Annotated in this window: 14 protein-coding genes; 6 read left to right on the top strand and 8 right to left on the bottom strand. The window is 60.6% G+C overall.

From position 1 onward, the window contains the following. Nucleotides 1-4: 4 nt before the first annotated feature. Entirely contained in the window at nucleotides 5-436 is a 432-nt protein-coding gene (locus ACR0K1_RS07475) for an MmcB family DNA repair protein (protein WP_480610027.1), read from the bottom strand. A 114-nt stretch (nucleotides 437-550) separates the two neighbouring features. On the opposite strand from ACR0K1_RS07475, the gene ACR0K1_RS07480 reads away from it, so the two are divergent. Then, nucleotides 551-871 (top strand): ArsR/SmtB family transcription factor, encoded by a 321-nt coding sequence (locus tag ACR0K1_RS07480; RefSeq protein ID WP_480849580.1) that lies wholly within the window; start codon nucleotides 551-553, stop codon nucleotides 869-871. Then, the gene (locus ACR0K1_RS07485) at nucleotides 868-1,293 is read left to right on the top strand and encodes an SRPBCC family protein (RefSeq protein WP_480849582.1); all 426 of its coding nucleotides are present in this window, start codon (nucleotides 868-870) and stop codon (nucleotides 1,291-1,293) included. Before ACR0K1_RS07480 ends, ACR0K1_RS07485 begins: the two co-directional genes overlap by 4 nt. A gap of 226 nt (nucleotides 1,294-1,519) precedes the next feature. Here the strand turns inward: ACR0K1_RS07485 and ACR0K1_RS07490 are convergent, their stop codons facing one another. The 4 genes from ACR0K1_RS07490 to ribB are packed head-to-tail and all read right to left on the bottom strand — an operon-like array spanning nucleotide 1,520 to nucleotide 4,034. Next, nucleotides 1,520-1,825 carry a hypothetical protein gene (locus ACR0K1_RS07490; protein WP_480849584.1) on the bottom strand — a complete coding sequence of 102 codons (306 nt, stop codon included), beginning with the start codon at nucleotides 1,823-1,825 and terminating at the stop codon, nucleotides 1,520-1,522. A gap of 54 nt (nucleotides 1,826-1,879) precedes the next feature. Further along, nucleotides 1,880-2,362, bottom strand: coding sequence for a transcription antitermination factor NusB (nusB, locus tag ACR0K1_RS07495; protein ID WP_480610020.1), 483 nt, complete (start codon nucleotides 2,360-2,362; stop codon nucleotides 1,880-1,882). Next, a complete protein-coding gene (locus ACR0K1_RS07500) occupies nucleotides 2,359-2,910 on the bottom strand; it encodes a 6,7-dimethyl-8-ribityllumazine synthase (RefSeq protein ID WP_480849587.1) in 552 nt (183 codons plus the stop codon). Before ACR0K1_RS07500 ends, nusB begins: the two co-directional genes overlap by 4 nt. 2 nt (nucleotides 2,911-2,912) lie before the next feature. Beyond that, on the bottom strand, nucleotides 2,913-4,034 hold the full coding sequence (gene ribB / locus ACR0K1_RS07505; RefSeq protein WP_480849589.1) for a 3,4-dihydroxy-2-butanone-4-phosphate synthase: 1,122 nt from the start codon (nucleotides 4,032-4,034) through the stop codon (nucleotides 2,913-2,915). 260 nt (nucleotides 4,035-4,294) lie between these two features. On the opposite strand from ribB, the gene ACR0K1_RS07510 reads away from it, so the two are divergent. Further along, on the top strand, nucleotides 4,295-5,350 hold the full coding sequence (locus ACR0K1_RS07510; protein WP_480849591.1) for a phosphatase PAP2 family protein: 1,056 nt from the start codon (nucleotides 4,295-4,297) through the stop codon (nucleotides 5,348-5,350). 3 nt (nucleotides 5,351-5,353) lie between these two features. Here the strand turns inward: ACR0K1_RS07510 and ACR0K1_RS07515 are convergent, their stop codons facing one another. Then, complete coding sequence (locus tag ACR0K1_RS07515) at nucleotides 5,354-5,941, bottom strand: riboflavin synthase (RefSeq protein ID WP_480849593.1); 588 nt, start codon at nucleotides 5,939-5,941, stop codon at nucleotides 5,354-5,356. Between the two features lie 135 nt (nucleotides 5,942-6,076). Here ACR0K1_RS07515 and ACR0K1_RS07520 point away from each other — a divergent pair, with 135 nt between their 5' ends. The 3 genes from ACR0K1_RS07520 (at nucleotide 6,077) to ACR0K1_RS07530 (ending at nucleotide 10,600) form a co-directional block, all read left to right on the top strand. Then, nucleotides 6,077-7,375 (top strand): capsule biosynthesis protein, encoded by a 1,299-nt coding sequence (locus tag ACR0K1_RS07520; RefSeq protein ID WP_480849595.1) that lies wholly within the window; start codon nucleotides 6,077-6,079, stop codon nucleotides 7,373-7,375. Nucleotides 7,376-7,468: 93 nt separating this feature from the next. Then, a complete protein-coding gene (locus ACR0K1_RS07525) occupies nucleotides 7,469-8,602 on the top strand; it encodes a polysaccharide biosynthesis/export family protein (protein ID WP_480849597.1) in 1,134 nt (377 codons plus the stop codon). A gap of 3 nt (nucleotides 8,603-8,605) precedes the next feature. Next, the gene (locus ACR0K1_RS07530; protein WP_480849599.1) at nucleotides 8,606-10,600 is read left to right on the top strand and encodes a capsular polysaccharide biosynthesis protein; all 1,995 of its coding nucleotides are present in this window, start codon (nucleotides 8,606-8,608) and stop codon (nucleotides 10,598-10,600) included. Between the two features lie 4 nt (nucleotides 10,601-10,604). On the opposite strand, the gene ribD is transcribed toward ACR0K1_RS07530, so the two are convergent. Together ribD and nrdR are read right to left on the bottom strand one after the other, a co-directional pair. Then, nucleotides 10,605-11,702, bottom strand: coding sequence for a bifunctional diaminohydroxyphosphoribosylaminopyrimidine deaminase/5-amino-6-(5-phosphoribosylamino)uracil reductase RibD (ribD, locus tag ACR0K1_RS07535; protein ID WP_480849602.1), 1,098 nt, complete (start codon nucleotides 11,700-11,702; stop codon nucleotides 10,605-10,607). After that, a complete protein-coding gene (gene nrdR, locus ACR0K1_RS07540; RefSeq protein ID WP_039525240.1) occupies nucleotides 11,699-12,169 on the bottom strand; it encodes a transcriptional regulator NrdR in 471 nt (156 codons plus the stop codon). Before nrdR ends, ribD begins: the two co-directional genes overlap by 4 nt. Nucleotides 12,170-12,274: the final 105 nt, after the last annotated feature.

Below are 12,274 nucleotides of genomic sequence, written 5' to 3' on the forward strand. Positions count from 1 at the left end.
TGCCTCAGATCCTTGGATCCCGCAGCGCCTGAAGCCTGCGTGCGGCATCGGTTGCAAATTTCTGGATCATCTTCTTGCGCCGCGCCGGAGCAACCTTGTCTTCCGGGGCCATGCGGATGATCTCGGCATCGTAAGCGTCAGCGATGATCAGGCCGGTTTCGTCCGGCAACAGGTCGGTCGGAAACTCGGTATCGACGGCCCAGAAGAATCGGTCACACCATTCCAGATAGCCCTGCCACTTGGAATCCGACTGGTAATCGGCCCGGCTGGATTTGCATTCGATCACCCAAAGTTCCCCCTTTGGACCCAGCCCCATGACATCCACCCGCAGACCGCGTGCGGGCACAAATTCCTCAACAGACACAAAGCCATGCGCGCTCAGATGACGTGCCACGCCACGCGCAAGTTTTTGTCCCGGCTGCAAATCCAATGTCATATGTGAAATGTGAACAATTCGTGAACAAATGTAAAGCGCCTCAAATAGCTTGACATGATACCATATGGTACTTCATTTATATGATACCAAATGGTATCTCATTTGAGGTTACACATGCAGAACCAAACCCAGAATGCGTTTCGCGCCCTGGCCGACCCCACCCGCCGGGACATCGTGCAGTTGCTTGCAGCGCAGGACATGACAATCGGGCAACTTACCGACCGGTTCGACATGACCCGCGCGGCTGTGAAAAAGCACCTGACCGTGCTGTCCGATGGCGGCCTGATCACGGTCGAGGCGCGCGGCAGAGAACGCATAAACCGACTTGAACCACAGGGGATGGCCCCGGTACTGGGCTGGCTTCGTTACTTCGACCAGTTCTGGGATGATCGCCTTAACTCTCTTAAGGAAGCTGTTGAAAGGAAAAAGAAATGACCAATGCCGTTTTGCAAAAAACAATTTTTCTCAGGGCCGAGCCCGAGACCGTGTGGGCCTATCTGACCGAGCCGGAACGGCTGGCCGAGTGGTTCCACAAGCCCGAGCGCCCGCTGGCCAAGGGCCAAAAGCTCGAGATGTTTGGAACAACAAGCGGCGATCTGCTGATCTGGGGCGAAGTGCTTGAAGCGCGCCCACCGGAATATCTGGAATATACATTCACCGTAAAGCCTATGGGCAACGCCGTCAGCACTGTGAAATGGACACTGGAACCGGTCCCTGGCGGTACGCGTCTGGGATTGCTGCACGAAGGCCTGCCGCAGGGGGCCGAGGCCTTTGGCATGATCCTGGCGCTGGATGATGGCTGGGATGAGCACTTTGGCAAGATGCGCAAAGCCCTGCACGAAACAGTTGATGCCTGACCCCCAATGAACCCCTTGTGCAAACCCGCCGCACACCCTACTTAGGCCCGTGGCGGGTTCTGCCCTTCTTGTGATTGGTAGCATTCTGGTGGCCTTAAGCAATTCCGAGGGGGCTGGCTCTGTTCAGGTCCTGGCCTGATTACCTGGCGCCCACCTGTACATACAGGTCCTCGGGAATCACACCGCACGGTTGACTGGTGGTCCCGCCACATTTTTCCTTGAAAACTCAGCGCTCGGCGCGCGCGTCCTGTTTGGCAAGCGCGGGCTTGAAGCTGTGCACAACGGGCGAGCCGCGACGCGGTCCGCCGGGCTTTTCGGCCATGCTCATGATTTTATAGGCAAACTGGACCCCGGCGAAGACGATCCCGTTCATGAACCAGATCATCACCAACGCGATCAGCCCCACATCCGAACCCGTAATCAAACCGCGCAGGTTGGCCACGTTCAGCGCCAGCAGCACGCCCACAAACACAGCCGAGATGACGAAACCCCAGGCAACCTGAGTGATATAGAGCCGGACGAGTTTGGGCATGGGGACCTCCTTGCGCTTTAATATGCTAGCGCACGCCCCCCTGCGGTAAAGGCGTCAGAATGCCTCGGGCTGGGCCTCGCGCGCCATGTGGTCCAGCACGGCGTTGACGAATTTGGGCTCTTTGCCCTCGGGGAAGAAGGCGCGCGCCACGTCGACGAATTCGGTGATCACAACCTTGGGCGGCGTGTCGCTTTGGGTCAGTTCGGCCCCTGCGGCGCGGAAGGCAGCACGCAGGGTCGGGTCAATGCGTGCGATGGGCCATTTCGCGACCAGAGCGCGGTCGGTCATCTGGTCAATCGGGGCCTGATAGTTCACGGCGTCTTCGACGAGTTTGCGGAACAGGCGGATATCGCCGTCCAGCATCTCTTCGCCCTCGTAGACAGCCCCAAACCGGTGATCCAGAAACTCGGCCACAACCGCTTCGGTCGTCTGGCCCGATTGCTCCATCTGGAACAGCGCCTGCACGGCATATAGCCGGGCGGCGGATTTCATCAGGCGTTTCTGGTTGGCCGGTTTCGGCGCGTCTGTCTGGGTCATGCTGTCGTGGGTCCGTTGCTGTCGCCCGCCACCAGGATGGACTCGGACGGAGGCTTGAAGCCCACGCCCTTTTGCGAAGAGCCCCACTTACGGCTCAGCGCGATCAGATGCAAGGCCGCAGCGGCCGCTCCGCCGCCTTTATTCATCTTTTCCGGGTTCGCACGGACTTCGGCCTGTTCGTCATTCTCGACCGTCAGGATGCCGTTGCCGATGCAAAGGCCCTGCAGGCCCATCAACTGGATGGCACGGCTTGAGTCGTTGCACACCGTTTCGTAATGCGTCGTTTCACCCCGGATAACGCAGCCCAGCGCGACGTATCCGTCGAAATTGCACTGACGGTCCGCCATGGCGATGGCCGTAGGAATTTCCAGCGCACCTGGAACTTCGACCACTTCACAGGTGCCGCCTGCCGCTTCGACCTCGGCCCTGGCACCGGCAATCAGATTGTCGGCAATCGCGCGGTAGAACGGGGCTGCCACGATCAGCAGCTTCACCGGCTTGTCGAATTCGGGCGTCGGCAGGATGCCGTGTTTGTCTTGTTCAGCCACGATCAGTCTTCCTTGAGAATGGACCGGGTGCCGACGATGGACAGGCCAAAGGCGTCGAGTCCCAGATATACGGTTTCAGGTGAGTCGGTCAGCAGCACAAGCTCCTGAATACCCAGCTTGGACAGGATCTGCGCGCCCAGACCGGTTTGCTTGATGGTGCGCGGGCCCTCTTCCTCGACCGCATAAAGCGAGTTGCGCGGCTGGCGGAACAGGCAGACAACACCGCGCCCTTCTTCGGCGATTTTTTCCATCGCGCGGGGCAATTCGCGCGACGACTTGGGGCCAAGGCCCAGAATATCGGGGGCTTCGTGCAAAGCGTGGGTGCGGGTCAGGACAGGCTCGGGCGTGGTGATATCGCCCTTGATCATGACCACATGTTCGATGCCATGGGTCTGATCGGTGAAAATCCGCATCTCCCAATCGCCGCCATATTCCGAGGTGACGGTTTCGCGCGAGGTCTCAACCACCAGATTGTCATTGCGCGACCGGTAAGCAATCAGGTCGCTGATCGTTCCGATCTTCATGTCGTGCTCTTTGGCGAATTCCACCAAATCGGGCAGCCGCGCCATCGTACCGTCGGGCTTCATGATCTCGCAGATCACCCCCGCCGGGTTCAGACCTGCAAGGCGCGAGATATCCACGGCAGCCTCGGTATGGCCTGCACGCACCAGAACCCCGCCCCGTTTGGCGCGCAGCGGGAAAACGTGCCCCGGCGTAGCGATGTGCGCCATCGTGTTCTGCTCGTTGATCGCGGTCGCCACCGTCAGCGCGCGGTCGGCAGCAGAGATCCCGGTGCTGACGCCCTCGCGCGCTTCGATGGACACGGTGAACGCGGTTTCGTGACGCGACGAATTGTTCACGGCCATCATCGGCAGGCCCAGCATGTCGATCCGCTCAGCCGTCATCGGCAGGCAGATCAGCCCGCGCCCGTGGGTGGCCATGAAGTTGATCGCCTCGGCATCGGCAAACTCGGCCGCAATTACAAGATCGCCTTCGTTTTCGCGATCCTCATGGTCGACCAGAATGTACATCCGGCCTTTGCGCGCGTCTTCGATGATCTCTTCAATCGGGCTGATCGCGTTGCGCAGCTGGGCCTCGACAGGACCTGGGGTTTCGAAGCTCATGGAGCAGCCTTTCGCAGGAGCATAATTTCACAGCGGGATAAACCACTGTGGGTGCAAACGCCAGCCCGCAACCGGGAAGAATTTGTCTGGCAGACCGGACGGATCGCGAAGGTTTTGCATCGCGATTGTCCACCCTCGCCGAACATACCGGTTCGCTTAATTCGTTTTGTCCACAAATCGCCGCATTCAAGCCCTCGGATAGCCCCAGATTCAAACCAATCAGGTCCCTGAGCTTTGACCCACCCAAGAGACTCGCGCAAATGGCATATTCTTCAGGTGTAACGACCTCGGCCCCTTATGCGTCAGGGGTGATCAGACGGAACCGGCTGCTGCTGTCCATCGTCCTGTTGCATTTGCTCTGCGGAATCGGGGTCAGCGTCTATCTGGGCACGTCTTTCTGGTCCTCGACAGCGCCGAAGATTCTGGTGGCGTTCAAAACCTTGTCCATGTTCATCGCCGCCAATTTCCTGCTGTGGCGGCTGGGTGTTGCCGTGTTCAAGGTCAAACCCAAACGGCCCATTCAATGGATGATCGCCGATATCCGGTCGATTATGTCAAACGGCACTCAGGTCTCGGATGCCTTAGCCGGGGTGTTCTGCGTCCTGGTCCTGATCATCACTTTCACCTATCTCAAGGAAGCGATACCGCTGCTTAACCCCTATTCCTGGGATGCGTTCTTTGCCCAGATGGACCGGGATATTCACGGCGGGTACGACGTCTGGGTGCTGCTGTATCCCATTCTGGGATCGCCCTATGTCACAACCGCAGTCAGCTGGGCCTATCATGGGTGGTTTCTGCTAATTTACATGGCGGTTTGCCTGGCATGTCTGGATCGTCGCGACCCGACCAGAAGTGCAATATTCCTGGTCTCTTTTGCCCTGTGCTGGTCCATCGGCGGCAACCTTCTGGCAACCGTTTTCGCGTCTGTCGGGCCTGTATACTATGAAACCTTCGGGTTCGGTGACACCTTCGTTCAGCAGATGGAATTGCTTCACGAGTCACACAAAATCAGCCCGATTGGCGCGTTGGAATGGCATCAGGTCCTTCTGGATGGGTATTTCAACGGAGGCTCCGTGCGCGGCATCTCTGCCATGCCCAGCATGCATGTGGCGACCAGTGTCCTTTTGGCCCTCTACGGCTTTGCCTACTCACGCTGGGCTGGTTGGGCCCTCACCGCATTCACGGCCTTAATCGTTGTGGGCTCGGTCCACCTTGCGTGGCACTACGCCGTTGACGGCTACGCCTCGATCATTCTGGCGCTTGTGATCTGGTGGCTGGCCAAGAAGCTCACCGCGCGATTTGGCCCCGCGACCTGAGGGTCAGGACATCTCGGCCAGACGGGCGACGTAGCGGGCCAGCGTATCGATCTCGAGGTTGACGCGGTCGCCCGTCGCCACATCGCCCCATGTCGTGACCTCTTTGGTGTGAGGGATGAAGTTGATGCCGAAATCGCACCCCTCAACATCGTTGACGGTCAACGAGGTACCATTCAGCGCAACCGATCCTTTGGGCGCAATGAAGCGGGCCAGGTCTTTGGGTGCACGCAGGGTGACACGGGTGCTGTCGCCTTCGTCTTCGACCGCAACCACCTCGGCCACGCCATCGACGTGACCCGAGACGATGTGGCCGCCCAGTTCGTCGCCAACCTTCAGCGCCCGCTCCAGATTGACACGGCTGCCCACGGTCCACGTATCCAGATTGGTCTTGGACACGGTCTCGGCGCTGATCTGAACGTCGTACCAGTCATCGCCCAGCGCGATCACGGTCAGACACACCCCGTCGCTGGCAATGGACGCCCCGATATCGATCGAGGCGGTTTCATAGGCCGTCCTGATCCGCGCCCGCAGGTCGCCCTGCTGTTCCAACTCGGTGACAGTGCCTACGTCTGTGACGATCCCTGTAAACATCCCGTTAACCCTCAGCGCCTAGCATCAACATCACCGCCGAGGTAAGCCCAAGCGCCCGCCCCGGCAAGCCCTTGCTTGCCGGATTGGGTCAGAACAGGCATAGTTTTGACTACAAAAACGTATACAGCAGTACAGATGCACCACACGCACACAGGCACGCAAAATCGGGTCTTCCTGTTTCTTCAGGGTCCGCATGGGCCTTTTTTCAGCGCGCTGGGGCGGATGCTGCGCACCTCGGGGGCGCAGGTGTGGCGCGTTGGCTTTAATGCTGGCGATCAGGCGTTCTGGTTTCACCGCAACAGCTACATCGCATTTCGGGGCACTCCTGACGACTGGCCGGACACCCTTAACGCTTTGATCACCGAAAAGGGCATCACGGATATTGTGCTTTACGGCGATACACGCCCGATCCATGCGCGGGCGGTCGAGATTGCCAAAACCCGGAACATCACCGTGCATGTGTTCGAAGAAGGATATCTGCGCCCCTGGTGGGTGACATACGAACGGGGTGGGTCGAACGGAAACTCACGCCTCATGTCCATGGATGTCGATCAGATGAGGCAGGCGCTGTCCCATTCCGATGCGGAAACACCGCTGCCGCCGTCCCATTGGGGGGACATGCGGCACCACATCTTCTACGGCGCGCTGTACCACTGGTTCGTAATGTTCCTGAACCATCGGTATCGCAACTTCCGCCCCCATCGGGAATTGCCTGTGTCGCGGGAATTTCGGCTTTATTTCAAAAGGCTGGCCCTGATGCCTGTTCACCGCATATCGCGCAGCTGGTCCACGGCACGGGTGCGTTGGGGTGGATTCCCCTACCATTTGGCGCTGCTGCAGCTGGGCCATGACAGCTCGGTCCAGTCCCATTCCGACTATTCATGCATGAGCCAATTTCTGCAGCAGGTCATCGCTGGATTTGCCGAAGGAGCCCCGCAGCATCACCGGCTGGTCATCAAAGAACACCCGCTGGAAAATCACCGCGAACCCCTGCGCCGCCTTGTGCGCAGTTTCGCGCGCCGGCACGGCATTGCGGAACGGGTCCATTACGTTCCCGGCGGCAAGCTGGCCGGGCTGCTGAACGAGGCGCGCTCAGCCGTGACCATCAACTCAACTGCCGGCCAGCAGGTTCTGTGGCGCGGGATTCCGCTGCGTATTTTCGGCAGATCGGTCTATGACAAACCCGAATTTGTCTCGCGGCAGCCCATGGCATCGTTCTTTGCCAACCCGAAACCGCCCGACAACGATGCCTATCACTGCTATCGCCGGTTCCTGCTGGAAACCAGCCAGATTTCCGGGGGGTTTTATTCCCATCGGGGTCGGCGGCAATTGCTGCGGCATGTGACCGATATGGTTTTGCGGCACAGCGATCCCTATCAGACAGCTATTGAGGACAACGCGGCTATGACGCCACAGTTGAAAATCGTTGGGTGATTGCCGGTATCCATCGCTGGAAGTTACAGGCCAAAACCGGTAACTTGCCGCAAACAGAAAACTAAAACAAAAAACGACCGAGGATATCTGGCAGTGCAATGCGTTCCAATCCGATGGATACGGGGACTTTCCCTTGTCGCCGCTGTTGCCCTTCTGGCCGCGTGCCAGCTTCCGAAATCGGGGCCCAACAAAAGCGAAATCCTGGCCGGTTCGGTTGAAAACGGCGGCAACGCCTTTGTGGTCGAGGTGGATGACCGCGTTACCCGCGCGACCTCGGCGGTTCCGCAATTCGGATTCTCGCCCTCGTTCAGCAGCGCCCAGAGGCTGACCGCTGACACGGTACGCCCAGGCGACGTTCTGGGCCTGACCATCTGGGAAAACGTCGATGACGGCCTGCTGGCCGGTGAAACCGGTGCCGCCACGGCACTGAACGAAGTTCAGGTCGACAGCGAAGGGTTTATCTTCGTCCCCTACGCCGGTCGGATGCGCGCCGCCGGGAATACGCCGGAAGAGTTGCGCGTTCTGATCACGGAAAAGTTGCAGGAACAAACCCCAGACCCGCAGGTCGAGGTGCGCCGCGTTGCGGGCGACGGATCGACCGTCTCGATCACTGGCACGGTTGCAGCTCCGGGCATCTATCCGATTGAGCGCCCAACCCGCTCTTTGCTGGGAATGCTGTCCCAGTCGGGCGGGGTTTCCGTTGCCTCGGACATCGCGCTGGTGACCCTGATCCGTGGCGATCAGAAGGGCACGGTCTGGTACGAAGACCTGTTCCGCAATCCCAAACTGGATGTCGCGCTGCGTGGCGGCGACCGCATTCTGGTGGAAGAGGACAGCCGATCCTACATCGCACTTGGCGCAACCGGCGGGCAGTCGCGTGTTGCTTTTGAAAGCCAGGACCTATCGGCGCTTGAAGCTTTGGCACAGGTCGGCGGTCTGGTGACGGTGTCGTCCGACCCAACGGGCATCTTCATCCTGCGGGACGAGCGTCAGGACATCGCCCGCAATGTCATGGGCCGGGCTGATCTGCAAGGTGAACAGCGGATGATCTATCTGCTGAATCTGACCTCCCCCAACGGGCTGTTCATCGCGCGCGACTTCGTGATCCGCGACGATGACACGATCTATGTGACCGAAGCGCCCTATGCGCAGTGGAGCAAGTCGATTTCGCTCATCGCAGGTGGGCTGACCCCGATTGCGAATGTGGCCACCCTGACCGGAAACTGATGCATGACCCCGGATCACGACAGCGTATCCGGGACCGAGCGCAACCGTTTGTTCGTCTATAACGGCGGTTTTCTGACAAACCAGCGCATTCGGCGCATCCTGTCGCTGGCCGGGTATGATATCCGGCTGGGCCTGCCCCAAACCGATGAGCTTGTGAGCGTCTGGGGCAATAGCCCCACCGCCCATCGCGGACTGAACATCGCCGAAAAGCGAGGCGCTAAGGTTCTGCGGGTCGAGGATGCGTTCCTGCGGTCCCTGCATCCGGGGCGCAGCGGCGAGGCCCCGCTGGGATTGCTGCTGGACCGATCCGGGCTGCATTTCGATCCGAGCACACCGTCCGATTTGGAAACCCTGCTGGCCACCCATCCGCTGGACGATACCGCCCTTTTAGACCGTGCGCGTGGCGCTATCGAACGGCTGCAGGAACTGCACCTCAGTAAGTATTCGGCCTTTGATCTGACCATCCCACCGCCGGAGCCTGGCTATGTTCTGGTCGCCGATCAGACGCAGGGCGACGCCGCCGTGACCGCCAGCGGCGGCGATCACGCGCGGTTCCGCGAAATGCTGGTGATCGCGCAAGAGGAAAATCCAGGCGCGCGCGTGTTGATCAAGGCGCATCCCGAAACGCTGGCCGGGCACCGGGGCGGGTATTTCACCGAACAGGACGTGACGGACCGGGTGTCGTTTCTGCACGACCCGATCAGCCCGTGGCCGCTACTGGAAGGCGCGGTGGCGGTTTATACCCTGTCCTCGCAACTGGGATTCGAGGCGATACTGGCCGGGCACAAACCCCGCGTGTTCGGGCAACCGTTTTATGCGGGCTGGGGCCTGACGCAGGATGAAACCCCGATGCAGCACCGCCAGCGCAACCTGACCCGGGCGCAGTTATTCGCTGCGGCTATGATCCTTTACCCCACGTGGTACGATCCCTACCGCGATCAGCTTTGCGAATTGGAAACCGTACTGGATACGCTCGAGGCGCAGACGCGGGCATGGCGGCAGGATCGAAATGGCTGGACCGCATCAGGGATGCGCCTGTGGAAACGCAAGCATCTGCAGAGGATGTTTGGCCGGCACAAGAAACTTCAATTCACCGCATCGTCCACCCCGGACCGCCCCCACATGGTCTGGGCCAGCCAATCGCGCGGTGCCGAAGATGCCATCCGGGTTGAGGATGGATTTCTGCGCTCCCGGGGGCTGGGGGCCAATCTTATCCCGCCCCTGTCGCTCGTCACCGATGATCTGGGCATCTACTATGACCCGACCCATCCCAGCCAGTTGGAAGAGCTGATCGCAAAGCGCGAAACCCTGCGCCCCGATCAGGAACGGCGCGCAGAACGGCTGGTCGCAAAGCTGCTGGCCGCGGGGTTGAGCAAGTACAACACCGGAGCCAAACCCCCGGACCTGCCCCAGGGGCACCGCATTCTGGTTCCGGGGCAGGTTGAAGACGACGCCTCGATCCTGCTGGGTACAAGCGGCGTTCGGACCAATCTGGAACTGCTCGGGATGGTGCGCGAGGCGAACCCGAATGCGATTGTGATCTACAAGCCCCATCCCGACGTTGAAGCAGGCCTGCGCGTGGGCGGGATCGAGGTTGACGGATTGGCAGATGTCATCGCCGAAAACTGCGACCCGGCGGCCCTGTTGCCGCATGTGAATGAGGTCTGGACAATGACCTCGCTGCTGGGGTTTGAGGCCCTGTTGCGCGGCGTCAGCGTCACCACTATGGGTGCGCCCTTCTATGCGGGGTGGGGTCTGACCACGGATCTGGGTGCGGTTCCGGCCCGCAGGGGGGCGCGGCCCAAATTGATGGGTCTGGTCCATGCCGCGCTGATCGATTACCCGCGCTATCTGGACCCGGTCACAGGCCTGCCCTGCCCGGTCGAGGTTGCGGTGGATCGGCTGGCCGCAGGTGACACCGCCCGGTCCGGTCCGATGAATCGCCTGCTGTCAAAACTGCAGGGGGCTTTTGCCACGCACGCGCATCTTTGGCGCTGACCTGCTAACTCATGCGTCTCCAGCGATGCATCACGTCGCCACCAATTGCCGTCGTTTCGACCAGTTCGAAGCGCGGGGCTTCGTCCAGTTTTTCGAACCCCAGCGACCCAATGGCCGAAAGCCCCTCGGCCCCGATGGTCAGACCGGCGGTGAAGCCCACAAGCTCATCCACCAGATCGTCCGCCAACAGGGACGCGGCCAAGGCGGCCCCGCCCTCGCAGAACACGCGCGTCAGTCCGGCCTGCCCCAGTTGCTGCAACAAATCTGCTGCGTCGATATGGTGATCCCGCAGGGCGCAGGGCAGCAGACGAGCGCCCAACCCCTCCCACGCGCGGGCGCGTTCGGCGTCGGGATGGGGGCCGTGGCACAGCCAGACCGGCGTTTTTGACGCGGTGCGCGCAAGTTGCCCCATCAACGGAATGTCCATATGACGCGACACCACAACCCGCACGGGCTGCTGCGCAATGCCCAGATCCCGCACGGTCAGCGACGGATCATCTGCCCGCGCGGTGCCTGCGCCCACCATCACCGCATCGTGGCGCGCCCGCATCGCGTGCACGAAACGCCGCGCCTCTGGGCCCGTGATCCATTGGCTGTGCCCGGTCGACGTGGCGATGCGGCCATCGAAACTGCTGGCCAGTTTCAGCGTCACGAAAGGACGCCCCTGTTCGGTTTTCAGAAAGAACCCGGCGTGATCCTGCGCTGCCTGATCCGCCAGAACGCCGGTTTCGACCTCAATGCCAGCCTCGCGCAGCATGGCAAATCCTTGCCCCGCCACACGCGGGTCGCTGTCCTCGATAGCTGATACGACACGCGCCACGCCCGCAGCGATCAGCGCTTCGGCACAGGGGGGCGTTTTACCGTGATGCGCGCAGGGTTCCAGCGAGACATAAGCCGTAGCGCCCCGCGCCGCCTGCCCGGCCTGCGCCAAAGCCACAGCCTCGGCGTGCGGTCGGCCACCGGGTTGGGTCCAGCCCCGACCTACGATCCGCCGCTCCTTGACGACGACGCAGCCCACCGCTGGGTTGGGCCAGCACACGCCTTGTCCGCGCCGCCCCAGGGACAGGGCCAGCGCCATATATCGCTTATCTGTTTCGCTCACTCGTCCGTCGAAGGCTGCGGCGGGCGCAGTTCGTGGACAAACTCCTCGAAATCATCGGCCGCCTGGAAATTCTTGTACACACTCGCAAAGCGAACATAGGCGACGGTATCGATCCGCGCCAGAGCTTCCATGACGATCTCACCGATCTTGTTGGACGGTATATCCGTGTCGCCCATGCTTTCCAGACGGCGCACGATGCCCGAGATCATCTGATCGATCCGGTCCGGATCAATGGGACGTTTCTGCATCGATATGCGAATGGACCGTTCCAGCTTGTCCCGGTCGAAATCCTCGCGTTTTCCGTTGGTTTTGATAACAACCAGATCGCGCAGCTGCACCCGTTCATAGGTGGTGAACCGGCCCCCGCAAGCGGGGCAAAACCGGCGCCTGCGGATCGCAACGTGATCCTCTGCCGGGCGTGAATCCTTGACCTGAGTGTCGATGTTTCCGCAAAACGGGCAGCGCATCCGCCGTCTCCTCGTCCCTTGTTCGGCCTCTTTTTGTAAGCGCTTTGGCTTACTTATCCACAACTATAGGGCAGCCGCTAGAGTTTGGGTAGTCGGAATTTTCAG

It is taken from the genome of Ruegeria sp. F5 (genome assembly GCF_056533845.1).

What these genes read in the sequence shown, in the direction of transcription:
- ACR0K1_RS07475 (WP_480610027.1), bottom strand. Translation starts at nt 436, where the DNA reads ATGACATTGGATTTGCAGCCGGGACAAAAACTTGCGCGTGGCGTGGCA.
- ACR0K1_RS07520 (WP_480849595.1), top strand. Translation starts at nt 6,077, where the DNA reads ATGCACCACACGCACACAGGCACGCAAAATCGGGTCTTCCTGTTTCTT.
- ACR0K1_RS07510 (WP_480849591.1), top strand. Translation starts at nt 4,295, where the DNA reads ATGGCATATTCTTCAGGTGTAACGACCTCGGCCCCTTATGCGTCAGGG.
- ACR0K1_RS07515 (WP_480849593.1), bottom strand. Translation starts at nt 5,941, where the DNA reads ATGTTTACAGGGATCGTCACAGACGTAGGCACTGTCACCGAGTTGGAA.
- ACR0K1_RS07490 (WP_480849584.1), bottom strand. Translation starts at nt 1,825, where the DNA reads ATGCCCAAACTCGTCCGGCTCTATATCACTCAGGTTGCCTGGGGTTTC.
- nusB (WP_480610020.1), bottom strand. Translation starts at nt 2,362, where the DNA reads ATGACCCAGACAGACGCGCCGAAACCGGCCAACCAGAAACGCCTGATG.
- ribB (WP_480849589.1), bottom strand. Translation starts at nt 4,034, where the DNA reads ATGAGCTTCGAAACCCCAGGTCCTGTCGAGGCCCAGCTGCGCAACGCG.
- nrdR (WP_039525240.1), bottom strand. Translation starts at nt 12,169, where the DNA reads ATGCGCTGCCCGTTTTGCGGAAACATCGACACTCAGGTCAAGGATTCA.
- ACR0K1_RS07485 (WP_480849582.1), top strand. Translation starts at nt 868, where the DNA reads ATGACCAATGCCGTTTTGCAAAAAACAATTTTTCTCAGGGCCGAGCCC.
- ACR0K1_RS07480 (WP_480849580.1), top strand. Translation starts at nt 551, where the DNA reads ATGCAGAACCAAACCCAGAATGCGTTTCGCGCCCTGGCCGACCCCACC.
- ACR0K1_RS07530 (WP_480849599.1), top strand. Translation starts at nt 8,606, where the DNA reads ATGACCCCGGATCACGACAGCGTATCCGGGACCGAGCGCAACCGTTTG.